Annotated in this window: 25 protein-coding genes; 12 read left to right on the forward strand and 13 right to left on the reverse strand. The window is 70.0% G+C overall.

All coding sequences use genetic code 11. The features are described 5' to 3' along the window. Window positions 1–13 precede the first annotated feature (13 nt). The 4 genes from GO615_RS17665 to GO615_RS28965 all read right to left on the reverse strand — a co-directional run bounded on the left by GO615_RS17665 (window position 14) and on the right by GO615_RS28965 (window position 2,380). Window positions 14–1,417 (reverse strand): exonuclease domain-containing protein, encoded by a 1,404-nt coding sequence (locus tag GO615_RS17665; RefSeq protein ID WP_169130504.1) that lies wholly within the window; start codon window positions 1,415–1,417, stop codon window positions 14–16. A gap of 89 nt (window positions 1,418–1,506) precedes the next feature. After that, window positions 1,507–1,695, reverse strand: coding sequence for a DUF3460 family protein (locus tag GO615_RS17670; RefSeq protein ID WP_169130506.1), 189 nt, complete (start codon window positions 1,693–1,695; stop codon window positions 1,507–1,509). 85 nt (window positions 1,696–1,780) lie between these two features. After that, on the reverse strand, window positions 1,781–2,026 hold the full coding sequence (locus GO615_RS28960; protein ID WP_246262349.1) for a hypothetical protein: 246 nt from the start codon (window positions 2,024–2,026) through the stop codon (window positions 1,781–1,783). Window positions 2,027–2,119: 93 nt separating this feature from the next. Beyond that, window positions 2,120–2,380, reverse strand: coding sequence for a LysE family translocator (locus GO615_RS28965; protein WP_246262350.1), 261 nt, complete (start codon window positions 2,378–2,380; stop codon window positions 2,120–2,122). Between the two features lie 164 nt (window positions 2,381–2,544). Between GO615_RS28965 and GO615_RS17680 the strand changes: the two genes are divergently transcribed. Next, entirely contained in the window at window positions 2,545–3,978 is a 1,434-nt protein-coding gene (locus GO615_RS17680; RefSeq protein ID WP_169130508.1) for an aminotransferase-like domain-containing protein, read from the forward strand. 163 nt (window positions 3,979–4,141) lie between these two features. Here the strand turns inward: GO615_RS17680 and GO615_RS17685 are convergent, their stop codons facing one another. The 4 genes from GO615_RS17685 to gmk are packed head-to-tail and all read right to left on the reverse strand — an operon-like array spanning window position 4,142 to window position 8,328. Next, window positions 4,142–5,248 carry a CobW family GTP-binding protein gene (locus GO615_RS17685; protein WP_169130510.1) on the reverse strand — a complete coding sequence of 369 codons (1,107 nt, stop codon included), beginning with the start codon at window positions 5,246–5,248 and terminating at the stop codon, window positions 4,142–4,144. A gap of 7 nt (window positions 5,249–5,255) precedes the next feature. Beyond that, on the reverse strand, window positions 5,256–7,460 hold the full coding sequence (locus GO615_RS17690) for a RelA/SpoT family protein (protein WP_169130512.1): 2,205 nt from the start codon (window positions 7,458–7,460) through the stop codon (window positions 5,256–5,258). 34 nt (window positions 7,461–7,494) lie between these two features. Beyond that, the gene (gene rpoZ / locus GO615_RS17695; protein WP_018989425.1) at window positions 7,495–7,710 is read right to left on the reverse strand and encodes a DNA-directed RNA polymerase subunit omega; all 216 of its coding nucleotides are present in this window, start codon (window positions 7,708–7,710) and stop codon (window positions 7,495–7,497) included. 3 nt (window positions 7,711–7,713) lie between these two features. Then, window positions 7,714–8,328 carry a guanylate kinase gene (gmk, locus tag GO615_RS17700; protein WP_169130514.1) on the reverse strand — a complete coding sequence of 205 codons (615 nt, stop codon included), beginning with the start codon at window positions 8,326–8,328 and terminating at the stop codon, window positions 7,714–7,716. A gap of 244 nt (window positions 8,329–8,572) precedes the next feature. Between gmk and GO615_RS17705 the strand changes: the two genes are divergently transcribed. From GO615_RS17705 to GO615_RS17730, 6 genes are all read left to right on the forward strand, one after another. Then, window positions 8,573–9,550, forward strand: coding sequence for a DUF2157 domain-containing protein (locus GO615_RS17705; RefSeq protein WP_169130516.1), 978 nt, complete (start codon window positions 8,573–8,575; stop codon window positions 9,548–9,550). Further along, entirely contained in the window at window positions 9,547–10,608 is a 1,062-nt protein-coding gene (locus GO615_RS17710; RefSeq protein ID WP_169130518.1) for a DUF4401 domain-containing protein, read from the forward strand. Before GO615_RS17705 ends, GO615_RS17710 begins: the two co-directional genes overlap by 4 nt. Beyond that, complete coding sequence (locus tag GO615_RS17715) at window positions 10,605–11,099, forward strand: GDYXXLXY domain-containing protein (RefSeq protein ID WP_169130520.1); 495 nt, start codon at window positions 10,605–10,607, stop codon at window positions 11,097–11,099. The genes GO615_RS17710 and GO615_RS17715 overlap by 4 nt, the downstream gene beginning before the upstream one ends. A 27-nt stretch (window positions 11,100–11,126) precedes the next feature. Continuing rightward, window positions 11,127–12,206: an extracellular catalytic domain type 2 short-chain-length polyhydroxyalkanoate depolymerase gene (locus GO615_RS17720; protein ID WP_211167207.1), complete on the forward strand. Its 1,080-nt coding sequence runs from the start codon at window positions 11,127–11,129 to the stop codon at window positions 12,204–12,206. 5 nt (window positions 12,207–12,211) lie between these two features. After that, on the forward strand, window positions 12,212–13,225 hold the full coding sequence (locus GO615_RS17725) for a DnaJ C-terminal domain-containing protein (protein ID WP_169130524.1): 1,014 nt from the start codon (window positions 12,212–12,214) through the stop codon (window positions 13,223–13,225). Window positions 13,226–13,297: 72 nt separating this feature from the next. Further along, the gene (locus GO615_RS17730; protein ID WP_169130526.1) at window positions 13,298–13,960 is read left to right on the forward strand and encodes a DsbA family oxidoreductase; all 663 of its coding nucleotides are present in this window, start codon (window positions 13,298–13,300) and stop codon (window positions 13,958–13,960) included. Window positions 13,961–13,984: 24 nt separating this feature from the next. Here the strand turns inward: GO615_RS17730 and GO615_RS17735 are convergent, their stop codons facing one another. After that, complete coding sequence (locus tag GO615_RS17735) at window positions 13,985–14,653, reverse strand: c(7)-type cytochrome triheme domain-containing protein (RefSeq protein ID WP_246262351.1); 669 nt, start codon at window positions 14,651–14,653, stop codon at window positions 13,985–13,987. A gap of 297 nt (window positions 14,654–14,950) precedes the next feature. On the opposite strand from GO615_RS17735, the gene GO615_RS17740 reads away from it, so the two are divergent. Next, complete coding sequence (locus tag GO615_RS17740) at window positions 14,951–15,439, forward strand: CreA family protein (RefSeq protein ID WP_169130528.1); 489 nt, start codon at window positions 14,951–14,953, stop codon at window positions 15,437–15,439. A gap of 74 nt (window positions 15,440–15,513) precedes the next feature. On the opposite strand, the gene GO615_RS17745 is transcribed toward GO615_RS17740, so the two are convergent. Next, entirely contained in the window at window positions 15,514–16,224 is a 711-nt protein-coding gene (locus GO615_RS17745; protein ID WP_339380068.1) for a hypothetical protein, read from the reverse strand. Between the two features lie 451 nt (window positions 16,225–16,675). On the opposite strand from GO615_RS17745, the gene GO615_RS17750 reads away from it, so the two are divergent. Genes GO615_RS17750 through GO615_RS17760 form a run of 3 tightly spaced genes read left to right on the forward strand, consistent with a single transcriptional unit; the run spans window position 16,676 to window position 19,302 of the window. Next, entirely contained in the window at window positions 16,676–17,230 is a 555-nt protein-coding gene (locus GO615_RS17750) for a TlpA family protein disulfide reductase (RefSeq protein ID WP_169130530.1), read from the forward strand. 19 nt (window positions 17,231–17,249) lie between these two features. Beyond that, window positions 17,250–18,374: a transglutaminase-like domain-containing protein gene (locus GO615_RS17755; RefSeq protein WP_169130532.1), complete on the forward strand. Its 1,125-nt coding sequence runs from the start codon at window positions 17,250–17,252 to the stop codon at window positions 18,372–18,374. Window positions 18,375–18,432: 58 nt separating this feature from the next. After that, window positions 18,433–19,302: an alpha/beta fold hydrolase gene (locus GO615_RS17760; RefSeq protein WP_169130552.1), complete on the forward strand. Its 870-nt coding sequence runs from the start codon at window positions 18,433–18,435 to the stop codon at window positions 19,300–19,302. Here the strand turns inward: GO615_RS17760 and GO615_RS17765 are convergent. The 3 genes from GO615_RS17765 to GO615_RS17775 are packed head-to-tail and all read right to left on the reverse strand — an operon-like array spanning window position 19,299 to window position 22,602. Beyond that, complete coding sequence (locus tag GO615_RS17765) at window positions 19,299–21,179, reverse strand: MFS transporter (RefSeq protein ID WP_169130534.1); 1,881 nt, start codon at window positions 21,177–21,179, stop codon at window positions 19,299–19,301. The two genes, GO615_RS17760 and GO615_RS17765, sit on opposite strands and share 4 nt — an antisense overlap. Next, window positions 21,176–22,426: an amidohydrolase family protein gene (locus GO615_RS17770; RefSeq protein WP_169130536.1), complete on the reverse strand. Its 1,251-nt coding sequence runs from the start codon at window positions 22,424–22,426 to the stop codon at window positions 21,176–21,178. The genes GO615_RS17765 and GO615_RS17770 overlap by 4 nt, the downstream gene beginning before the upstream one ends. Further along, a complete protein-coding gene (locus tag GO615_RS17775; RefSeq protein ID WP_246262352.1) occupies window positions 22,426–22,602 on the reverse strand; it encodes a hypothetical protein in 177 nt (58 codons plus the stop codon). The genes GO615_RS17770 and GO615_RS17775 overlap by 1 nt, the downstream gene beginning before the upstream one ends. Before the next feature lie 70 nt (window positions 22,603–22,672). Between GO615_RS17775 and GO615_RS29690 the strand changes: the two genes are divergently transcribed. Beyond that, window positions 22,673–22,762, forward strand: a 90-nt coding sequence (locus tag GO615_RS29690; protein ID WP_422614275.1) for a hypothetical protein, incomplete at its 3' end; no start/stop codon positions are given.

Raw genomic sequence — 22,762 nt, forward strand, 5'->3', positions numbered from 1 at the left:
GCCGTTCGCGACCTCAGGCGGAGAACGGTTCCACGCGCTCGCGGTTGCCGTCCGCGGCAAGCCAGCGCACCAGGATGCGGTAGATGTCCAGATCGAAGCGGCGCGGCGGCAGTTCCGCGCGCAGCGCTTCCAGCGCCGACACACTGTCGGCGGAACCCAGCAGGCACCAGCGATCGAATACGTGCCAGGCCTCGCTACCGCTGTGCGCGCAGCGCTCGGCGACGAGCACCGGCCCCGCCCACGGCCAGGCGCGCAGCTTCACCGCCCCGAGCGCGCCGAGCAGACGCTGGTCGTGCGCCGCGATGCTTTCCTTGCCGGCACACACGCCGGCGCAGCGTTTCGCCGCATGCGCCGAGCACGCCCCCTCCTTGCCACCCTCCAGTCCCAGGCGCTTGAGACACAGCTGGTAGGCCTGCGCGAGTTCGCGCAGCAGGTTGTCGGCTTCCTGCTTCGCGCGGAAGGTGCCATGCACGTCGCCCCATGCCGCCGGATCGCTGCCGGCGAGCGGCACGCGCTGCAGGATGGGCGGGCGGCGCCGTCCCGGCACGTATTGCAGGCCGAACACCTCCGCGCCGCCCGCTGCGCGGTTGTATGGCGGGCAGCGGCCACGCAGAAGCCCGGCTTCACGCAGGGTCGCGCTCAGTTCGCCGGCGCACTCCTCCCAGTCGACACGGCGGACGCGCTGCGCGAGCTCCGCGTCCCTGCCCTTCACGCCCGGCGCGAAGTGCTCCATGACGCGCGCGCGCAGGCAGGCACTGCGACCGAGGTAGAGGAGCTGGTCGTTGTCGCCGTAGAGGTAATACAGGCCGGGCGACTCCGGCAGGCCTTCGAGCACGCCTTCGGGCAGTTCGGCCACGCGCGCGGGGCGCTTCATCGCGCGCTCGACGGCGCGCGCCAGCAGCTCGGGCGCGAACGATGCCGTGATCAGGCGGGCGAACTGCCACAACACCTCAGTGTCGCCCATGGCGCGGTGGCGCGCGCCGCACGTGAAGCCGTGGCGCTCGATCAGCGCGTCGAGGCCGTGGCGGTGATGTTCGGGGTACAGCGCACGCGACAGCTTCACCGTACACAGCACCGGCGCATCGAAGCTCTGGTCGATGCGCGCGAACTCGCTGCGGATGAAGCCGTAATCGAAGCGCGCGTTGTGGGCGACGAACACGGCGGCGCCGAGACGGGCGCGCACTTCGTCGGCGATGGCCGCGAAGGTGGGCGCATCGGCGACCATCGCGTCGGTGATGCCGACCAGCCGCTGGATCAGCGGCGGGATCGGGCATTCGGGATTGACCAGCGTTTCCCAGCGCTCCACCAGCTCGCCACGCTCGATGCGCAGCACGGCGATCTCCGTCACGCGGTCGCGCAGCGGATTCGCGCCGGTGGTTTCGACGTCGATCAGGACCAGTGAGTCAGGCAGCGACACGCGGGCGGTGGAAAGGGCGGATTCCCGCAAGGCTAGCCGAACGCGGCACGGGCGAAGTCCCGCGCGGCGGACGGATCAGCCGTGCCGGATCAGTAGTGCGTGTCGTAGTAGTAGGCCTTCACCGGCACGCTGGACTCGTCGTAGCGCTTCTGGGTCGCGACGTCCTGGGGCTTGTCCCACCACAGCGCACGGCCCTTCTTCTGCTCGTCGAGTTCCTTGGGGTGCTTCTCAAGCCATTCGCGCATGAACTTGGTGTGTTCCGATTCGTAGATCGCCATCTGTTCTCTCCCGGTACAAGGCGACGCATTGTAGACGCCCCGGCGAGCCGGCGCCAATGCGCGCGCAGGAAAGAATCGCTCCACCTCACTTCGACACCAGTTCGTCGATCAGGATCCAGGCCGCGGTCGCGCCGAGCAACGCGGCCATCGTCCAGTTGAAGGCGCGCAGCGCGACGGGGCTTTTCAGGAACACCCCCATGCGGTCCCCCGCGAACGCCCACAGCGCGATGCACGGCAGGTTCACGGCGGCGCACCACCACGCGAGTTCCGCCGCCCCCTGCCAGCCGCTGCCGCGCGGCAGGAACAGGATCGCCACATTGAGCACCATCATCCACGCCTTGGGATTTACCCACTGGAACAGCGCGGCGCCGAAGAAGCCCAGCGGACGAGCCTGGCCGCGCGAGGACGGTTCGCCCGCGTGCGCCTAGCGCCACGCGAGCCACAGCAGGTAGGCGCAACCGGCGATCACGAGCGGCACCCGCAGCGCATCCAGCCACGCCATGATCCACGCCAGCAGGCTCGCGATCAGCACCACCTGCACGCCATGCCCGATGCTGACGCCGAGCATGTGCGGGAGCGTGCGGCGGAAGCCGAAATTGACGCCGCTCGCCGCGAGCATGAGGTTGTTCGGTCCGGGCGTGACGGACATCGTGACCACATAGGTCATCAGGGGCAGGTCGAACATGGCGGCTTCTCCGGGCTGATTCGCACGCCACCTAGGATAGGGATTCGTCCGACAAGGTTACAGCTCCAGTAAATTACTTTTATACTGGATACAGTTTATTCGACATCAAGCTGTATCCATCAATTGCAGCCCGGACTGCATCCATCGCCCCTGGAGGCGCCACCATGCTCGACGACAGCCAACCGCTCTATCAGTCCCTCGCCCTCGAGCTGCGCCACGCGATGACGGACGGACGCCTCGCCAGCGGCGAACGCCTGCCCTCGGTGCGCGAGGCGGCGAAGAGCCGCGGGTTGAGCATCAACACGGTGCTCGCGGCCTACCGCCAGCTCGAGGCGCACGGGCTGATCGAGGCGCGGCCGCAGTCGGGCTATTTCGTGCGTTCGCGCCTACCCACGCCCGCCGCGCCGCGCTTCGCCTCCGCCAGCACGCAGGCGAAATCCGCGGAGGCCGAGGTCCTCGACCAGATCAGCCGCGTCGTCGCCGCCCAGGCGAGTCCGGACACGATCGACCTCTCGCTCGCCTGCCCCAAGGGCAGCACCTTTTATCCCGGCGAGCGCTTGGGCCGGCTGGTGTCGGACCTCGCGCGGCGGCGACCGGAGCTGCTGTCGGACTACAGCCTGCCGCCCGGATCGCTGCTGCTGCGACGCGAGATCTGCCGCCACGCGCAGGATCTGGCGATGTCGCTGGAGCCCGAGAACATCATCCTGACCAACGGCTGCATGGAGGCGCTGCAGTTCGCGCTGCGCACGGTGACGCGTCCGGGCGACACGATCGCGCTGGAGTCGCCCACCTACTTCAATCTCATCCCGCTCGCCGAGCGCCTGGGGCTGAAGACGATCGAGGTGCCGACGCACCCCGATACCGGCATGTCGCTCGACGCGCTGGAACTGCTGCTGTCGGAAAGGCGCGTGCAGGCGGTGGTGACGATGCCCAATGTGCACAACCCGCTCGGCACCAGCATGCCGGTCGAGGGCAAGAAGCGTCTCGCGGAACTCGCCAACGAATTCCGCGTGCCGGTGATCGAGGACGCGCTGTACGCCGAGCTGCAGTACGCCACGCCGCTGCAGCCGGCCGCCAAGGCCTTCGACCGCGACGGCTGGGTGATCGTGTGCGCGTCCTACACGAAGACGCTGGCGCCGGGCTTCCGCGTCGGCTGGATGGAAGGTGGGCGCTTCCGCCGCGAGTTGAACGACCTCAAGTTCTGCTCCTCGGTATCGCAGCCCGCGCTGTTGTGCGAGGCGCTGGGGGTGTTCCTCGAGAACGGCGGCTACGCGCAGCACCTGCGCCGATTGCGGCGCACCTACGCGGGGCAGGTCGAGCGCCTGCGCGGCCTGATCGACAGCGCCTTCCCCGCCGGCACGCAGGCGACGCGGCCGACGGGCGGCTTCCTGCTGTGGGTGCAGCTGCCCGCGGGCTGCGACTCCAACCGCCTGTTCGACACTGCCCTCGCGCGCGGCATCAGCATCACGCCAGGGCAGCTGTTCTCGCCCGGCGGGCGTTACACGCGCCACCTCCGGCTGTCGGGCTGCTACCCGTTCTCGGACCGGCACGTGCATGCGCTGATGACGCTCGGGGAGCTGGCGGCGCGGCAGCTGTGAACTGCCTCCGGGCGTGGATCGCGCCTATGGGAGCGGCGTCAGCCGCGAATGGGCCGAGTCACATGCGGCACCGCCCATTCGCGGCTGAAGCCGCTCCCACAAGACGTGCCGCTCCCACAAGACGTGCTGCTCCCGCAAGGCATGCCGCTCGCGTTCGCCGCCGCTACGCTGGCACCTGCCCGCAGAAGCTCGACAGGATGTTCACGACCTCCTCGCGTGGCAGATCGCGCACGATGAACACGAGACGGCTCCTGCGGTCGTCGTAGGGCGGGCCTTCGGGCCATGCGGACAGGCTGCTGGTCGGATAGGCGACGTGCTGCACGCATTGCACGACACGCGGCAGGGGGTCGCCGGCGATGTTGAGCAGGCCCTTGATGCGCAGGATGCGCGCGCCGTACACCTGCAGGATCAGGCCGAGCCCGTCGGAGAAGCCCAGCCAGTCGAGCGGCTCGTCGAAGCGCAGCACGTAGCTGGTGACGTGCTCGTCGTGGCGCGCCTCGTGCTCCTGCGCGGCGGCGGGTTTCGCCCCCGGTCGGCGCCACGCCGGCGCCGCGGCCGCCTGCGCGCGCACGCGCTCGTCGCCCAGCCAGCGCGCGACGTCGGGGATCTTGCCTGCCGGGTCGTACAGGCCGCAGCCCGACACTGCCGCGGCCGGCACCTCGCCGCGGAACACCTCGATCTGCTGCGCGCCCGGGTTCAGCGTCGCGAGCCGCGCCGCGAGCGCGGCGCGTTCGTCCGCCCCGGCGAGGTCGCATTTGGTCAGCAGCAGGCGGTCGGCCATCGCCACCTGGCGCACGGCCTCGCGGTGGCGGTCGAGCTGGCCCCGCCCGTGGGTCGCATCGACGGCGGTGATCACGCCGTCGCAGCGGTAACGCTCGGCGATGAAGGGCTCCTGCATCAGCGTGTAGATCACCGGCGCGGGGTCGGCGAGGCCGGTGGTTTCCACCAGCACCCGCTCGAGCCCGGGGATCTCGCGCCGCAGTGCGCGCATGAAGAGGTTCTTCAGCGCCTTCACGAGATCGCCCTGCACGCTGCAGCACACGCAGCCGGAGTCGAGCACGACCAGCGTCTCGTCGACCTTGTCGACGAGGTGGTGGTCGACCGCGACCTCGCCGAACTCGTTGATCAGCACCGCGGCGCGCGCCATCGCGGGGTCGCGCAGCAGATGGTTGAGCAGCGTCGTCTTGCCGGCGCCGAGGAAGCCGGTCAGCAGCGTGACGGGGATGCGGCGGTCGCCGTCGTGCACGGCCTCGGACTGTGCTGCGGACATGCCGGCCTCAGGCGCGCACGTCGCTCTTCATGCGCGCAATGCGCACGACTTCCGGCACGCGCCGCACGCCGCGCATCACGTTGGCGAGGTGCATGCGGTCGCGCACCTGCACGGTCAGGTTCATCGCCGTGTACAGGCCGCCCTGCTCGTTGTCCATCGACACGTTCTGGATGTTGCAGTCCGCATCGGCGATCGCGCTGGCGACGCGCGCGAGCACCCCGCGCACGTTCTTGGTCAGCACGCGGATCGTCACGTCGAACAGGCGATCCTCGCCGGCCTCCCACTCGACATCCACCCAGCGCCCGCGGTCGCCGCGCACCTTCGACACCACCTGGCAGTCGTGCAGGTGCACTTCCAGCCCCTGCCCCTTGCGGATCACGCCGATGATCGGGTCGCCCGGGATGGGTTGGCAGCAACGCGCGAGCTGCACCGCGATGCCCTCGCTGCCGCGGATCAGGATCGCGCCGGCGGGCTTGGGCTTGATCACGTCCGGACGGCCGGACTCGAGGTCCTGCGCCTGCGCGAGGCGGCGCGCAACGATGACCGGCAGGCGCCGGCCCAGCCCGATGTCGGCGAAGACGTCCTTCTTGCTGCGCACGCCGCGATCGCGCAGGAAGCGGTCCCACGCGAAGGTACTGATCTGACCCAGAGTGAGGCCGTGCGGGCGCAGGGCCTGGTTGAGCAGGCGCTCGCCCAGCGTCACCGACTCCTCCTGCTGCGCGCCCTTGAGGAAGTGGCGGATCTGCGCGCGCGCCTTACCGGTGCGCACATAGGCGAGCCAGGCCGGGTTGGGGTTGGCGTGCGCGGCGGTGATGATCTCGATCTGGTCGCCGTTGCGCAGTTCGGTGCGCAGCGGCATCAGGTCGCCGTTGATGCGGCAGGCGACGCAGCGGTTGCCGATGTCGGTATGCACGGCGTAGGCGAAATCGACCGGCGTGGAGCCCTTGAGCAGCGACAGGATGCGGCCCTTGGGCGTGAACACGTACACCTCGCCGGGGAAGAGGTCGATCTTCACGTGCTCGAGGAATTCGGTCGCCTCGCCGGAGGTCGATTGCAGCTCCAGCAGCGACTGCAGCCAGGAGTGCGTCTTTTGCTGCAGCTCGGTGAGCGTCTTCTCGTCTTCCTTGTACAGCCAGTGCGAGGCGACGCCGCTCTCGGCGATATGGTGCATCTCGGCGGTGCGGATCTGCACTTCGACGGGCGTGCCGAAGGGGCCGATCAGCGTCGTGTGCAGCGACTGGTAGCCGTTCGCCTTAGGGATCGCGATGTAGTCCTTGAACTTGCCCGGCACGGGCTTGTACATCGAATGCAGCGCCCCCAGCGCGAGGTAGCAGCTGGCGACGTCGCGCACGATCACGCGGAAGCCGTAGATGTCCAGCACCTGCGAGAAGGACAGGTGCTTCTCCGCCATCTTGCGGTAGATCGAGAACAGGTGTTTCTCGCGCCCGCGCACCTCGGCCGCCAGATTCCACTGCGGCAGCCGTTCCTCGATCGCTTGCAGCACCTTGCCAACGACCTCGCGCCGGTTGCCCCGCGCCGCCTTGATCGCGCGCGACAGCACGCGGAAGCGCATCGGGAACTTGTGCTCGAAGGACAGTTCCTGCAGCTCGCGGTAGAGGTTGTTGAGGCCCAGCCGGTTGGCGATCGGGGCGTAGATCTCCAGCGTCTCGCTGGCGATGCGGCGCCGCTTGGCGGGGCGCACGCAGTGCAGCGTGCGCATGTTGTGCAGGCGGTCGGCAAGCTTGACCAGGATCACGCGCAGGTCGCTCGCCATCGCCAGCAGCATCTTGCGGAAGTTCTCGGCCTGCGCCTCTTCGTGCGAGCGGAATTCGATCTTGTCGAGCTTGGATAGCCCGTCGACCAGCTCGGCGGTGGTCTTGCCGAAGCGCTCGGCGATCTCCTGCTTGGAGATGTGGGTGTCCTCCATGACGTCATGGAGGAGCGCGGCCATCAGGGCCTGCGGGTCGAGGTGCCAGTCGGCGACGATGTCGGCGACCGCGACCGGGTGCGAGATATAGGGGTCGCCGCTGATGCGGAACTGCCCTTCGTGGGCGCTCGCCGCGAAATGGTAGGCCGCCTCGACGCGGCCCACGTCCTCCGGCTTCAGGTAGGTCGCGAGCTTCGCCTTGAGCTCGGCGAAGTCGAGCGACAGCACGCTCGACGCGGGGGGACGGAACGGCTCGGGGGCGGGAATCGCAGCGGCGGCTTCCATGACGGCACGACTCCCGGCTCCCCGCGCGCGGGGATCAGGCCTGCCCGCGGTTGAGGACTTCCAGGCCGACCTTGCCGGCGGCGATTTCGCGCAGGGCGATCACGGTCGGCTTGTCCTTGTCGCTCTTGTCGATCTCGACCTGCGGGGTCGAGCCGATGGTGATCTGGCGCGCGCGATAGGTCGCGGCCAGGGTCAGCTGGAAGCGGTTGGGGATTCGTTTGAGGCAATCCTCGATGGTGACACGAGCCATTTTTCAGTCCTGTTCAAGAAAATCGAAATACTGCTGGTGCCGCAGACGCTGCCGGCCGTAGCGCAGCCGCGACGCGCGCACCACTGCCACGAGGTCGTCTATGGCGTTTTGCAGATCGTCATTCAGTATAACGTAGTCGAATTCCGCCACATGCCGCATCTCGCCGCGCGCCCCCAGCAGACGCCGCGCGATCACCTCCTCGCTGTCGGTGCCGCGCCCGCGCAGCCGCGACTCCAGCGCATCCACCGAGGGCGGCAGCACGAAGACGCCGACCGCGTCGTGGAAGCTCTTGCGCACCTGCTGCGCGCCCTGCCAGTCGATCTCGAGCAGGATGTCGCGCCCGGCGGCGATCTGCTCCTTCAGCCAGACCTTCGAAGTGGCGTAGTAGTTTCCGTGCACCTCGGCCCATTCGAGGAACTCGCCGCGGTCGCGCAGCGTGCGGAAGGTCTCGACGTCCACGAAATGGTATTCGCGCCCGTCCTGCTCGCCCGCGCGTGGCGCGCGCGTCGTGTAGGACACCGACAGGTGCATCTGCGGGTCGCGCTCGAGCAGACCGCGCACGAGGGTCGTCTTGCCGGCGCCCGAGGGCGCGGTGATGATGATCAGGGTACCGGGCATAGATAGTTCGCGCCGCATCGCGTGGCGTGCGGCGCCTCCGTGGTTCGCTGGTGGGTCCGTGGCAGGCATGTGCCGCCCCCGCCCGAAGGCGGAACCTCGATTGTGCCAGCCGGCACGCGGCGACGCCAAACCCCGGCAAACGGATACCGTTCGGACCGCGCGCGACGAAGGACTCCGGGCGAACGGCTGTATCTGATCGCCGCCTTGATAATAGAATGCATATTTTTCGCCCCCGGCTACGCCAATGTCCTGGACACTCCCCGATCGCGGCACGCTGCTCGCGCTCGCCGAAGACGGCGCACTGACGTCGCAGCAGCTCGAACGGGCCGCGGACGTCGCGCCCCTCGTGCCGACGCGCGACGAATGGCTGGCCGGCGCCGACCACGTGCTCGCGATCGCCGGCGCCATCCTCCTCGCGGCCGGCCTGATCTTCTTCTTCGCATACAACTGGGACGACCTGCACCGCTTCGCCAAGCTGGGCCTCGCGCTCGCCGCACTCGCGGCGTGCACCGGCACGGCGCTCACTGCCCCGCCCTTCGCGACGGTATGGCGTGCCGCGCTGCTCGCCGCCAGCCTCGCCACCGGCGCACTGCTCGCGCTGATCGGGCAGACCTACCAGACCGGGGCGGACATCTGGGAGCTCTTCGTCGCGTGGGCGGCCCTGATGACGCCCTTCGTGCTGCTCGCACGCTCTTCGGCGAGCTGGCTGCAGTGGCTCGTCGTCGCCAACGCCGGGCTGCTGCGCTACCTGTCGGAATCCTGGTGGGCACGCTTTGTCGGCGCACTCGGCGAGGCGGAGTCCCTGTTCGCGATCGCCGCGTTCAACGGCGCCGTGCTGCTCGCCTTCGAGTTCGCCGGCAGTGTCCTGCTCGCCACGCCGCGGCGCCACATCCACCGCGTTGCAGGCTTCGGCGTGCTCGTGCCGCTAGCGCTGGGCGCCTGCCTGGCCTGGTGGGAGGCCGACTTCCACGCCGTGGGGCTCGCCTTCGCCGCAGTCGCGGCCGCCTTCGCGTATGCCTACCTCACGTACCGGCGTGACGTGCCGATGCTCGCGCAGACCGCATTCGCGACGATCGCCGTCGCCACCGCCGCGCTGATCCGCGTACTGCCGCACAGCGCGGACTTCGTCACGATCAACATCGTCGCGGTGTTCGTGATCGCCAGCACCGGCCTCGCCGGCGTCTGGCTGACCCGTCTCCACCGCGAAGGACACAGGCCATGAGCAATGCCCCGTTCCCGCCGCTTGCCGAGCGCCTGCGCGAGGCCGGCATCATCGACGAGGCCCGTCTCGCCGCGCTGCAGGCGACGACGCGGGCACCGTGGTGGCTCGCACTGCTGCTCGGCTTCGCGGCGTGGATCGCCGCGACGATGATCATGTCATCGTTCTTCGTCCCCCTCCTCGCCTTCGGCAGCGGTCCCGTGGCACGCGGCGTCGGCGGCCTCCTGCTGGCCGCGGCGAGCGCCTTCCTGTTCCGCCTGCGCAAGCCCTTCACCGATCAGATGGCGCTCGCCTTTTCGCTCGCCGGCCAGTCGCTGTTTGTCTCGGCCTTCGCCGAGCGATTCTTCGACCTCGTCGAGGGCGCCGACGTGCTCTCGCTCGCGGCGCTCGCCGCCAGCCTGGCGATGGCCGCGATCCCCGCGACGACCCTGCACCGCAGCGCATGCGCGCTGATCGCCCTGTTCAGCCTCGCATGGCTGATCGGCGCCGGCACGGGGCTCGCGCTCTTCGGCATTGCGCTCGCCGGCGCCGCCGTGGCGCTGTGGCTCGCCCGCCCTGCGTGGGCCGCCCATCCCAAGGCGCCGCTGGTCAAGGCGGTCGCCCATGCGCTGACCCTCGCCGCCTTGGTCCTCGCCCCCTATGGCCATGCGCATTCGGCCCTGACGGCACTCGAAGAGGCGCTCACCGGCTACCAGACCGGCTTCGTGCTGCCGGTGTATCGCATCGGCGCCGCGCTCGTGCTCCTCGCGACGACGGCCTGGCTGTGCCGCGACACGCCGTCCTTGCGCTTGCCGGCCCTCGCCGGCGCGCTGCTGTTCGCCCTCGCCGCCCACCCGGCGCCCGGCCTGCTGGTGGCAGTCGCCGTGCTGCTCGCAGTCTTCCACGCCAGCCACCGCCCGTGGATCGCGATGACGCTGGTGTTCGCGACGCTCTACCTCGGCGAGCTGTATTACAGCCTGCAGGACACGCTGCTGGTGAAATCCATCGCGCTGATCGCCAGCGGCGCGGTGCTGCTCGCGCTGCGCACGCTGCTGCGCGCCCGCGCGCGGAGGATCGCATGAACCCGAGAACCCTGCGCGCCGCGCTGGCCGGGGCCTTCCTGCTGGTGGCGGCTGCGGCGCTGTACGCCGTGCGCGACAACGAGCGCATCCTCGCCGAAGGGCACATCGTGCTGGTGCAGCTTGCGCCGGTCGATCCGCGCTCGCTGATGCAGGGCGACTACATGGCGCTGCGCTACGCGATCGACAACGAAATTCTGCGCAGCGACGGCGAAGGCCGCTACGCCCATCTTGCCGTCGATGAAGAAGGGCGCGCCAGCCTCGTCGGGCTCGGCGACGCACTGCCGACCGATCCGGCGCAGGTCGCAATGAAGCTGCGTTCGCGCGACGGGCGCGAAACGGTCGGGCCGAACGCCTTCTTCTTCCAGGAAGGCCGTGCGGACGACTTCAGCAACGCGCAGTGGGGCGAGTTCCGCGTCGATGCGGGCGGCAAGGCGCTGCTCACCCACCTGCGCGGCGACGACCTCGTGCGGCTCGGCGAAAACCGCCGCTGAGGAGGCGCTTCGGCTATCGTGCACGACATGACACGCCCGCTGCGCACCATCGCCCGCCTGCTCGCCGGCCTCGCCCTCGCCGTGCACGCGGGCGCGGCACCGGCCGCCGACGATCCGCCACTGCCGGCGCTCGGGGCCAGCCTCGCTCAGCTCACCGTCTCCGGCGTCTCCTCCGGCGGCTACATGGCCGTGCAGTTCCAGGTCGCGCATTCCGCGCTGGTCAGGGGCGCGGGCATCCTCGCCGCCGGCCCGTACGAATGCGCCACCGGCAGCATGTGGCGCGCGCTCAACAACTGCATGAATCCGGGCAGCGGCGCGCGCACCCCGGGCGCCGAGCGAACCCTCGCCCGGGTGCGCGAGGATGCCGAGGCGGGCACCATCGACCCGCCCGCGGGCCTGCGCGATGACCGGGTGTGGGTGTTCAGCGGCGGCGCCGACCGCACCGTCGAGCGTCCGGTGGTGGACGCGCTGCTCGATTTCTACCGGCGCGTGCTGCCCGCCGAGGCGATCCGCTTCGTCGAGGTCGGCGAGGCCGGGCACGCGATGATGTCCGTCGCGGATCCGCAGCCCAACGCCTGCGACACCTCCGAGCCCCCCTTCATCAACCGCTGCGGCGACCTCGACGCCGCGGGCGAACTGCTCGCCCACCTCGTCGGGCCGCTGGAAGCCCGCAGCACGCCGCCCGCCGGCGAGATGCTCGCCTTCGACCAGCACCCCTTCACCGGGGTCGCGCCGATCGAGCTGAGCCTTGCCGACCGCGGCTACGTGTATATCCCTCCCGCCTGCCGCGAAGGCGGCTGCCGCGTGCATGTGGCCTTCCACGGCTGCCGCCAGGGCGAGGCCCAGGTCGGACGTCGCTTCGTCGACGGCGCCGGCTACAATGAATGGGCCGACAGCAACCGGCTGATCGTGCTGTATCCGCAGGTGCGGCCGCGCAGCGGCTTCGCCTGGGGATCGCTGCGCTGGGTGTACAACCCGAAGGGCTGCTGGGATTGGTGGGGTTACGCGGACCCGGATTACGCGACTCGCAATGGCGGACAGATCAAGGCCGTGCGCGCGATGCTCGAGCGCCTCGCCGCCCCGCTGCCGCCCCGGCCGGAGCGCTGAACGACATGGATGCCCACGAGCTGCTCGGCCTTGCGCCGGGCGCCAGCGCGCACGACATCAAGCGGTCCTTCCGCCGCATGGCCATGCTCTGGCACCCCGATCGCAACCCCGACCCGCACGCGCTGGAGCACTTCAAGGCCCTGCGCGCCGCCTACGAGAGTCTGCTCGACGGGCTGGCGTCCGCAGGCGCCGACGACGCAGCGCCGGACGCGGACGACGAGCGTGAAGAAGAACCGGCGGCTCCGCGTGGCGCGGATCGCCGCCAGGATCTCACGTTGACCTTGGAAGCCGCCTTCTTCGGCGGCGAACGCACGGTAGAACTCGAAAGTGACGGCGAATGCAGCGCCTGCGCCGGCAGCGGCGAGGAGGCGCTGCGCCACACGCGCCTGTGCGCGAGCTGCCACGGCACCGGCCGCGCGCCCGGCCGCCACGGGCTGGCCCCGTGCCGGCACTGCGCGGGGCGCGGCTACCTGACCAAGCAGGCCTGCCCGAGCTGCCACGGCAGCGGCCGGCGGCGCACGCTGCGACCGGTGATCGTGCGCCTGCCCGCAGGCATGCTGGACGGCGAGGAGCTGCGCGTGGCCGGCGCAGGCGACCCCGCGCCCGAACTGGCGCCGGGTGACCTCGTGCTGCGCATCCGGCTCGCGCCGCACGAACTGTACCGCCTCGACGGCCGCAATCTGGTGCTGGAGCGCCCGGTGAGCGCACTGCGCCTGCTGACCGGCGGCGAGCTCGCGATTCCCCTGCCGGACGGCGCGCGCGCCCTCAGGCTCGAACCCGGCACCGCCACGGCACGGACGCTGCGCGTCGCCGGCGCGGGCTTTCCCGGACGCGACGGGCAAGCGGCAGGAGATCTGATCGTGCATCTTCAGCCACGCCTCCCCGAGGCCCCGGACGAGGCCATGCGAAGCCTGCTCGAAGAGCTGGACTCCCTTGCAGCGGCGAATCATTCCCGCCACCTGCCGGATGTGGCACTCTGGGAAGCACGCTGGCTGCGCGAGGAACCGGAAGAGCCCTGAAGCTCCCGCGCGCTGCCTCTGCATCACTTTCTGCCGGACGACACGCCCGGCCCCTCACCTCCTCCCTGATCCATGATTCTCGATATCGATTTCGTTTCCGACTTCGTCTGCCCGTGGTGCTTCCTCGGCAAGACGCGTCTCGCCCGCGCACTCGAACAGGTCCGCGAAAGCCACCCCGACATCGAGGTGCGCGTGAACTGGCTGCCCTTCTTCCTCAATCCCGACACGCCCGCCGCAGGCGAGCCGTACCGTCCCTTCCTGGAGGCGAAGTTCGGCGGACGCCGCGCTGCGGACGAGGTGCTCGCACGCGTCGCCGACGCGGCCACCCCGGACGGCCTGCAATTCGCGTTCGACCGCATTGCCACGCGGCCCAATACGCTGCCCGCCCACCGCCTGACCTACCGTGCACAGTCCGTCGGCCACACCTCCGCACGGATCAATGCCCTCGGCGAGGCGCTGTTCGCCGCGCACTTCCAGCAGGGGCGCGACATCGGCGACATCGCGACGCTGGTCGACATCGCCGTCGAAACGACGGGCGACAGGCGCGAGGACGTTGAGGCTTACCTGGAAAGCGACGAGGATGCCGCGACGGTCAGACGCATGGCCGTGCAGCTGCAGAAGCAGGGCGTGAACGGCGTGCCCTTCTTCATCTTCAACCGCCGCCTCGCGGTGTCGGGCGCACAGACGTCCGCTGTGCTGGGCGCGGCAGTGCTGCAGTCGCTGCAGAACGCCTGAGCAGCGGCGCGCGACGCGCCCCGCTCAGTGCGCGGGCGTGGGCGGCGCGGCCGCGGGGTGCACCGGCAGCACCTGCGGCGGCAGCGCGGGCGTGCCGTCCGGATTCACGCTGTGGCAGCGATAGCAGTTGCGGTGCGTGATGAAGGCGACGCGGTCGTGGCACTTGCCGCAGAACTGGCCGCGGAAGATGTCCTCCATGCGGATCTGCGTGCTGCCGGCCTTTTCCGCGAACGGGTCGGGGTGGCAGTTCTTGCAGTCCAGCCACTCGGTATGCGCGCGGTGCGGGAAGCGCACGTTGGGCATCTGCTTGGTGTTGCGCAGGATCACGTCGAGATCCAGCGGCGGCTCGCGATCCTTGCCGTCGATGCGCTGGCGCGGCTTGATCAGCCCCTGGCGCAGCGCGTTCATCCAGTCGACCTTGCCGTCGCGGTCGCGCGGCAGGTCGCCGAGCGCCTCGTCGGCGCGCTGCAGGCGCTCGTAGGCCGGACTCGCGGGATCGTAGAACTCGTCGGCGGGACGCTTCTGGCCAACCACGCGCGGAGGCGAGGCGGGCGAAGCCGGCGCGCCAGCCGCCTCGTCCTCTGCGGCCGGCACCTCGACCGTTTTCAGCGCAGCACCCGCATGCGGGGCGCCCGCGTACAGGACGGTTGCGACGAGCAGACCACCGACACAACGCAAGATTCGATTTCCCATCAGTTCACACTTCCCCACCCGAGTGCGGGCGATGCATGCAAATTCGGCACCCGCGGCGCCTGCCCGGCCGCGCGGAGCGCATTCTGCCTCGTCGACCGCCCTGCCGCCAGCGCGGCTGCGCGCGACCGAACACGCGCCGCGACGCGGCATGCGGCAGCGCGTTCCCATAGTCGGCGACACGCGACGGCGTATTCCCGCATTCGGGAATGACGGTCATGCGCAGCCCTCCCGCTCTATACTCGATGCATGTCCGCGGACGCCGCTCCGAACGATGAACAGCATGGAAAGCCGCCACGCATGAAAACCGCCCTGTCCCGTCTCTTCACCACCGCGCTCCTCGCCGCCGGCCTTGTCGCGAGCGGCGGCGCCCGTGCCGAACCGCTGGCCGAGGTGTCGACCGTCTGGAAACTGATCGGCCCGAACCACAAGATCGTCGTCGAGGCCTACGACGATCCGCTCGTCGAAGGTATCACCTGTTATGTGTCGCGCGCCAAGACCGGCGGCCTGTCGGGCGCATTCGGGCTCGCCGAGGACGTCGCCGAGGCCTCGATCGCCTGCCGTCAGGTCGGACCCGTGCGCATCGCGAAACCGCTCCCTGCCAAGCAGGAGGTGTTCTCGGAGCGCCAGTCCATCCTGTTCAAGCGCCTGCAGGTCGTGCGCATGGTCGACGCCAGGCGCAACGTGCTCGTGTATCTCACCTACTCGGACAAGATCATCGAAGGCAGCCCGCAAAACAGCGTCACGGCCGTCGCGGTCGACCGCGGCACGCCGATTCCGGTGCGCTGAAACGACGAGGGCCGCGCTCGCGCGCGGCCCTCGTCGCCCATGCAGCGGCCGGCACAGGCCGGCCACGGCGGGGCTTACTTGTTCACGCGCACGGCGCTCGCAAACACGATCTGGTCGAACTTGCGGTTCAGCGAGGTGCTGGTGAAGTTGGTCATCACCATGCCGTCGCCCCAGCTCACCTTGTCGCCCGCCTGCGCCTGCGTGACCGGCGCGGCAACCCACACGGTGCTGCCGTTCTGCAGCACTTCCAGGTAGGTGTAGCCACCGCCGGTCAGAACGCTCTTCACCTCGCCGCTGCTGCCGGCAGGCGCTTCGGCCTGGACGGCCGGCTGGGCCGCGCCCATCGGCGGATGCGCGCCGCCTGCCGCACCGGCCATCGGCTGCGTGCCGTGCGGCGCGACGCCGGTCGGTGCTGCGCCGGCAGGACCCCAGGCATTCACGAACAGGATGCGATCGAAGGTGCGGCCCAGCGACTTCGACGCGAAGTTGGTCATCACGGCGGAATCGCCCCACTGGACGGTGTCGCCGACCTGCACGGGAATCTGGCCGCCGGCGATCCAGATCTTCTCGCCGCCGCCCTGCTCCACTTCGGCATAGGTGTAGCCACCACCCTGCAGAAGTTGCAGGACCTTGCCGGAATTCGGAGTCGCTGCGGACACGGCCACGGGAGCGGCGGGCGCCGCAGCCTGGGGCGCCGGGCTGGCGGGCGCGGCGGCCTCTTCTTTCTTCGAACACGCGGCAAGGCCGACCGAGGCGGCCACAGCGACCAACAACCAGGGCTTCACAGGAATTTCTCCGTAAATGTCACGACCGACTGGCCGCGAAACGTGAATTTTAGCACGCAAAAAACAGTCCACCCGGCCCCTGGACCGAGGTGCACAGCAATCGAGGGAAGTCGCGCGTCGTCAGGCCGCTCGGGATCGGCTTCAACCGCAAATCGTGCGGCAATGCCGGCACCATGCGTCCATTCGCGGCTGAAGCCACTCCCACAATGCGCCTCCCCAAAGCGTCGTTCCGCACCGGTCTACGTCGACTGTCCGTGCGATAATTCACATTCGGGCAATACGGACCGATCAGCGTATCGGTCGCCCGCAGGTTTTGCGGTCTGGGTACCGCATCGTTCGTTCGACGGGGCGCCGTGGCGCTCGCGTCTATTAAATCCCGGCGGATTCCGCACCGGGATGGATGTGGTCTCGCGCGTCGGCGCGTGCTCACGCTTGAATCGGGAGTAGCTTCATGTTCGATCCGCATTGCGCCGGACGCCGGCGCGTGCTCGCCTCCATCGGGGGGCTGGCCGCGGCCGCCTTTGCGCCGCCGGCCCTGGCCTTGCCCGGCAATTCGCGCACCACGCCGCCAGGCGAGCGGCTCGAGTCGCTGGCGCAGCTCCCGCCCGCGCCGCCGGCCCTGCGCCGCGCGCTCGAGCCGCTGCGCGGCAAGGCCGTGCTGGTGAATTTCTGGGCGACCTGGTGCGAGCCCTGCCGCACCGAGATGCCGGCGCTCGTCAGCCTCGCCGAATCGCAACCCGGCCTCGCGCTGGTGACCGTCGCCGTCGCCGACCGCGCGGACGAGGTACGCCGCTTCTTCGACGAGCACCTCGTCGATCCCGTGCTCGTGAACGATCCGGAACAGGTCGTGTCGCGCGCCTGGGACGTGCGCTACCTGCCCACGACCGTGCTGCTCGACACCGCCCACCAGCCCCTGTTGCGCGCACGCGGCGAGCTCGATTGGCACCACGACAGCGTGCGTGAGCGCATCCGCAGCGCCGCCGCCGCCCGCCCGGCCAGAACCTGAATCGGACAAAGGATCGACCATGAACCGCAGAAACTTCCTCAAGACCTCGGCAATCGCCGCCGGCCTGGCGCTGCCGGCCTTGAGTCGGGCTGCTGCCCCGTTCGCAGCCGCGCCGTACGCCCCCGCCTTCACGCCCCGCCCGGAAAACGGCTGGCGGGTATTCGAACTCGTCACGCGCATCGAGCCGGTCGCCACGGACGGCCCGATCCAGGTGTGGATCCCGCTTCCCGCAGTGACCGAAACCGACTGGAGCCGGCCGATGGGCAACTTGTGGAGCGGCAACGCCACCGGCATGTACGTCGCGACCGACCCGGTATATGGCGCGGCGATGCTGCACGCGACCTGGCCTGCGACCACGGCCGCACCGGCGCTCGAGATCGTCAGCCGCTGCGCAACGCGCGACCGCGCCGTCGACCTCGCGCACGGCGGCCGCATGCCCAAGCTGCCTGCCGCCGAGCGCGCGCTGTACACCCGCGCGACCGCGATGCTGCCGACCGACGGCATCGTGCTCGACACCGCGCGCGAGATCACGCGCGGAGCAAAGGGCGACGAAGACAAGGCGCGCGCGATCTACGACTGGATCGTCGACAACACCTTTCGCAACCCGAAGACACGCGGCTGCGGACTGGGCGACATCCGCGCGATGCTGGAGACGGGCGACCTGTCGGGCAAGTGCGCCGACCTCAACGCCCTGTACGTCGGCCTCGCGCGCTCGCTGGGCCTGCCGGCGCGCGACGTGTATGGCGTCCGCGTCGCCGACTCGCGCTACGGCTACAAGAGCCTGGGCAAGAGCGGCGACGTGTCGAAGGCCCAACACTGCCGCGCGGAGGTGTGGCTGGAGCACGCCGGCTGGGTGCCGGTCGACCCCGCCGACGTGCGCAAGGTGGCGCTCGAGGAGCCGCCGGGCGGCCTGCCGCTGTCCGACCCCAAGGTCGTCGCGGCGCGCAACACGCTGTTCGGTGCATGGGAGATGAACTGGCTGCCGTACAACTTCGGCCACGACATCCGCCTGCCGGGCAGCGAGGGGCCGGAAACGCCCTACCTGATGTATCCGCAGGGCGAGAACCGCGACGGGCGCTTCGACAGCCTCGATCCTGCGAACTTCCGCTATACCCTGAGCGCGCGCGAAGTCAGCGGCGCGTGAGGCGGCGGCGATGACGCAGGCCCGGCGCGGCACGGCCGGGCTTGCTATCATCGGCGGGATGAAAGCTTCCCACTGCGAGCAGCTCGACATCCGCGGGCTGCGCTACAACGTCCGCCACTGGGGCAGCGCCGAAGCCCCCGCGGTGTTCTTCCTGCACGGCTGGATGGATAGCTCCGCGACTTTCCAATTCCTCGTCGATGCGCTCGCGCACGACTGGCACGTGATCGCGCCGGACTGGCGCGGCTACGGCGCGAGCGAGTGGCTCGGGCGCCCGTACTGGTTCCCCGACTACTACGGCGACCTCGACGCGCTGCTGGCGCACTACTCGCCGGACCGCCCGGCGCGCATCGTCGGGCACAGCATGGGCGCGGCGATTTCCTCGGCCTATGCGGGCGTGCGCCCCGGACGCGTCGCGCAGCTCGTGATGATGGACTTTCTCGGCCTCACCGCAACCAAGGACACGGACGCGCCGGGGCAACTCGTCGGCTGGCTGGACAACCTGCGCCAGGAACAGCCGGTGCGCGGCTATCCCGATCACGACGCCTTCGCGCGTCGGCTGCAGCTCGCCAATCCGCGGCTTACCGACGCCCGCGCGGCCTTCCTCGCGCGCAACGTGTCGTGCACGCTGCCCGACGGCCGGGTGACGATGGCCGGCGACCCGTGGCACAAGGTGCCATCGCCGCTACGCTACCAAGCGGCCGACGTGATGGCGGCCTGGCGCGGGGTCAAGGCGCCGGTGCTGATGCTGCTGGCCGATAAGGGCTACGTGACCGAGCGTTTCGCCGACGATCCCGCGGAGATCGAGCGCCGCCTCGCGTGCTTTGCGGACATGCGGCGCGTGACGATCACCGACTCGGGCCACAACCTGCAACACGATCAGCCGGAGCAGGTCGCGGCGGCGATCGAGGGCTTCCTCGGGCGCGACTAGCGCATCTCGCCGCGCAGCCCGGCGACCGCCGTCTGCAGCGATTCCGGCGTCGCGGCCTCCGGTGCGAACGGTGCGCCGCCGACCAGCTCGATGCGGCTGAAGAACCCGCGCCGGAAGGGGCGGCTCAACGCGGGGCCGTCCTTGCGGCTGAAGCTGCTGCCCCACAGGCCGCGCAGCGCCAGCGGCACGACCGCCACCGGGGTCCGTTCGAGGATGCGCGTGAGGCCGGGGCGGAAGGGCTTCAGCTCGCCGTCGTCGGTGATGCGCCCTTCCGGGAAGATGCCCACCAGCTCGCCCGCCTCAAGGGCGCGGGCGACCTCGTCGAAGGCGCGCTCCATCATCGCGGCATCCTCCTTCGCCGGCGCGATGGGGATCGCCCGGCTCGAGCGGAAGACGAAGGACAGGATGGGCCAGCGGAAGATGTGGTGGTCCATCACGAAGCGGATCGGACGGCGCGAGGCGGCCATGATCACCAGCGCATCGACGAAGCTGACGTGGTTGGCGACGAGCAGCGCCGCCCCCTCCTCGGGAATGTGCTCGACGCCCTTCACGCGCAGGCGATACACGGTGTGCACCAGCAGCCACACGATGAAGCGCACGAGGAACTCGGGCACCAGCGTGTAGATGTAGAGCGCGACCGCGGCATTGAGGATGGCGGTGATGAGGATCAGCTGCGGGATCGTGCAGCCCGCCGCGAGCAGGCCCGCGCCCAGGCCGGCGGCGACGACCATGAAGGCGGCGTTGAGGATGTTGTTGCCGGCGATGATGCGCGAGCGGTGGCCGGGCTCCGAGCGCGCCTGCACCAGCGCGTACAGCGGCACGATGAAGAAGCCGCCGAAGACGCCGATCATCACGAGGTCGAATAGCGCGCGCCAGGTCGCCGGGCTCGCCAGCACCGTCGCGAGCGGCAGCGCCTCACCGGCGTGCGCGGCGGCGGGGCTGGCCCACCACAGGTCGAAGGCGAACAGCGACAGGCCGATCGAGCCGAAGGGCACCAGGCCGATCTCGACGTGCTTGCCGGAGAGCCGCTCGCACAGCAGCGAACCGACGCCAATGCCGACCGAGAACAGCGCCAGCAGCAGCGTCACCGCGTGCTCGTCGCCGCCCAGCACGTCCTTGGCGTAGCCGGGGAATTGCGACAGGAACAGCGCGCCGTAGAACCAGAACCACGAAATGCCCAGGATGGACAGGAACACGGTGCGGTTGCCGCGCGTGAAGGCGATGTTGCGCCAGGTCTCGGTGAGCGGGTTCCAGTTGACCTTCAGCCCCGGTGCCGCGATCGGTGCGGCCGGCACGCCGCGGCTCGCGACGTAGCCCAGCACCGCGACCGCCAGCACCACGGCCGACACCCACACCGCGCCGCCCGGCAGAGCGATCGTGATGCCGCCGGCGATGGTGCCCAGGAGGATGGCGACGAAGGTGCCCGACTCGACCAGCGCGTTGCCGCCGACGAGCTCGTCCTCGCGCAGATGCACCGGCAGGATCGCGTATTTCACCGGTCCGAAGATCGACGACTGGGTGCCCATCAGGAACAGCGCCGCGAACATCAGCACGAGCGAATCGAACGCAAAGGCGAGCGTGCCGAGGCCCATCACGCCGATCTCCATGAGCTTGGTGATGCGGATCAGGCGGCTCTTCTCGTACTTGTCGGCGAGCTGGCCGGAGGTCGCGGAGAAGAGGAAGAAGGGCAGGATGAAGATGCCCGCGGCGAGGTTCACCAGCACGCCGGGCGAGAGCGTCGTGTAGCGCGCGGCCTGGAAGGTGATCAGCACCACCAGCGCGTTCTTGTACACGTTGTCGTTGAAGGCGCCGAGGAACTGCGTGAGGAAGAAGGGCAGGAAGCGCCGCTCGCGCATCAGCTGGAACTGGGAACTCATGTCGGGGTCCGGGTGAAGAAGCGTCGGGTTTCGAAGACGGCCGGCGCGAAGCGCTTGCCGCGGCTGTGCAGGTGGCGCTTGAGCACGAGGTCGAACAGGATCGGATTGTGCTCGCGGATCGCTTCCAGCACCGGTACGGCCTGCGCGTCGAGCATGCCTTCGGCGGCGAACTGCGCCGGCGAGATCAGCGGCAGGATGCCCGGCAGCGGGTAGTCGGTGCCGAACAGCAGGCGCGGGTGCCAGTCCTCGCGCTCGATGATCGCACGCAGCACCGCGAGGTCGCGATTACGCTGCGTGATCGCGGAGATGTCGGCGAAGAGCAGGCCGGCGTGGCGCGCGTCGTCCATCATGCGCGCGAAGAGCTGGAAGCTGGGCACGCGCGGGCCATCGGCACCACGGTCGAGATCGACGTCCTCGCCGATGCTCGCGCAGTGCGCCATCACGACGCGCACGCCACGCTCGAGCGCGCGGCGCAGGCGCAGCGGGTTGCCCAGGTCGGCGTGGCCGGCCCCGGACACCGCCTGCTCCTCGCCGGCGTGCGTGATGAGCGGCAGGTCGAGGCGCACGAGCGCGTCGTAGAAGCGGTCGCAGGCAGGCGCGGTGGGGTCGATGCCCATCGCCGGCGGCAGCCACTTCACCGCCCGCGCGCCGTCGGCGGCCGCCGCCTCCAGCGCGGCGACGGCGTCCGCACGGTAGGGGTGCACCGAGCACACCCACTCGAAGCGCTGCGGCGTGGCCCGCGCGACCTCCCTCGCGTAGGCGTCGGGAACGAAGAACGCGGACTGCCCGGGCAGCGCGCGGCCGGCCGCGTCGTGTGCGCGGTCGAAGGCGAACAGCATCAGCTTGAAGCCCGGCGCCATGCCGTCCATGAGATTGTGCAGACGTTCGACGTAGCTCTGGTCGACACGGCCCGGTGCCTCGTGCGCGCAGCCGGCGTTGAGGTAGAAGAGGCGCTGCAGGTATTGCAGCGGGTGCAGCGGGCTCAGCATCTCGGGCGAGATCGCGATGCCGCTGCCGCCGTCGCCGATGCCCGCCAGATGCGCGTGGCAGTCCCACACCTGCGCCGGGTCCAGCCCTGCCCACGCGCTGCGCACGATGTCGTGGCGCGCCAGTTCGTCCGGCAGCGTGGCATGGCAGGGGTTCATCAGCCACGGGCGGGTGCCCAGTGCGGCGACGCCCCCCGCGGCCGTCAGGCCCAGTGCGGCGGCGAGCCAGCGGCGGCGGGCGGACGAGAAGGTGCGTGCCATCACGCCGCCTCCGCCCAGCGCTTGAGCGTCACGTAGTCGATCTTGCCGGTGCCCAGCAGCGGCAGCGCCTCCACCGGGACGATCCTGCGCGGCACCGCGAGCTCGGGCACGCCGGACTCGCGCGCCGCCGCGAGCAGGCGGTCGCGGGTGAGGCCGCGCTCGCTGGTGAACAACACCAGCGCCTCGCCCTTTGCGGCATCGGCCTGGGTGGAGGCGGCGCTCGCGGCGGGCAACGAACGGCCGCCGATGGGGCTGCGCGTCAATCGCCTGCGTGGCAGTGTCGATGCCTACGCGTCCGAGCTGGACGCGGCCGGGTTTGCCCACCGGCGCCTGGGG

Origin of the sequence: Aromatoleum evansii (assembly GCF_012910805.1) — a bacterium.
In the GTDB taxonomy this organism is placed as follows: domain Bacteria; phylum Pseudomonadota; class Gammaproteobacteria; order Burkholderiales; family Rhodocyclaceae; genus Aromatoleum; species Aromatoleum evansii.

Bases quoted from the DNA above. Each gene is read 5' to 3' on its own strand.
- gmk (WP_169130514.1), bottom strand. From the start codon at position 8,328: ATGCCCGGTACCCTGATCATCATCACCGCGCCCTCGGGCGCCGGCAAG.
- GO615_RS17760 (WP_169130552.1), top strand. From the start codon at position 18,433: ATGAAAGCTTCCCACTGCGAGCAGCTCGACATCCGCGGGCTGCGCTAC.
- GO615_RS17710 (WP_169130518.1), top strand. From the start codon at position 9,547: ATGAGCAATGCCCCGTTCCCGCCGCTTGCCGAGCGCCTGCGCGAGGCC.
- GO615_RS17690 (WP_169130512.1), bottom strand. From the start codon at position 7,460: ATGGAAGCCGCCGCTGCGATTCCCGCCCCCGAGCCGTTCCGTCCCCCC.
- GO615_RS17685 (WP_169130510.1), bottom strand. From the start codon at position 5,248: ATGTCCGCAGCACAGTCCGAGGCCGTGCACGACGGCGACCGCCGCATC.
- GO615_RS17670 (WP_169130506.1), bottom strand. From the start codon at position 1,695: ATGGCGATCTACGAATCGGAACACACCAAGTTCATGCGCGAATGGCTT.
- GO615_RS17725 (WP_169130524.1), top strand. From the start codon at position 12,212: ATGGATGCCCACGAGCTGCTCGGCCTTGCGCCGGGCGCCAGCGCGCAC.
- GO615_RS17680 (WP_169130508.1), top strand. From the start codon at position 2,545: ATGCTCGACGACAGCCAACCGCTCTATCAGTCCCTCGCCCTCGAGCTG.
- GO615_RS28960 (WP_246262349.1), bottom strand. From the start codon at position 2,026: ATGATGGTGCTCAATGTGGCGATCCTGTTCCTGCCGCGCGGCAGCGGC.
- GO615_RS17715 (WP_169130520.1), top strand. From the start codon at position 10,605: ATGAACCCGAGAACCCTGCGCGCCGCGCTGGCCGGGGCCTTCCTGCTG.
- GO615_RS17730 (WP_169130526.1), top strand. From the start codon at position 13,298: ATGATTCTCGATATCGATTTCGTTTCCGACTTCGTCTGCCCGTGGTGC.
- GO615_RS17765 (WP_169130534.1), bottom strand. From the start codon at position 21,179: ATGAGTTCCCAGTTCCAGCTGATGCGCGAGCGGCGCTTCCTGCCCTTC.
- GO615_RS28965 (WP_246262350.1), bottom strand. From the start codon at position 2,380: ATGTTCGACCTGCCCCTGATGACCTATGTGGTCACGATGTCCGTCACG.
- rpoZ (WP_018989425.1), bottom strand. From the start codon at position 7,710: ATGGCTCGTGTCACCATCGAGGATTGCCTCAAACGAATCCCCAACCGC.
- GO615_RS17755 (WP_169130532.1), top strand. From the start codon at position 17,250: ATGAACCGCAGAAACTTCCTCAAGACCTCGGCAATCGCCGCCGGCCTG.
- GO615_RS17705 (WP_169130516.1), top strand. From the start codon at position 8,573: ATGTCCTGGACACTCCCCGATCGCGGCACGCTGCTCGCGCTCGCCGAA.
- GO615_RS17750 (WP_169130530.1), top strand. From the start codon at position 16,676: ATGTTCGATCCGCATTGCGCCGGACGCCGGCGCGTGCTCGCCTCCATC.
- GO615_RS17720 (WP_211167207.1), top strand. From the start codon at position 11,127: ATGACACGCCCGCTGCGCACCATCGCCCGCCTGCTCGCCGGCCTCGCC.
- GO615_RS17735 (WP_246262351.1), bottom strand. From the start codon at position 14,653: ATGGGAAATCGAATCTTGCGTTGTGTCGGTGGTCTGCTCGTCGCAACC.
- GO615_RS17740 (WP_169130528.1), top strand. From the start codon at position 14,951: ATGAAAACCGCCCTGTCCCGTCTCTTCACCACCGCGCTCCTCGCCGCC.
- GO615_RS17770 (WP_169130536.1), bottom strand. From the start codon at position 22,426: ATGGCACGCACCTTCTCGTCCGCCCGCCGCCGCTGGCTCGCCGCCGCA.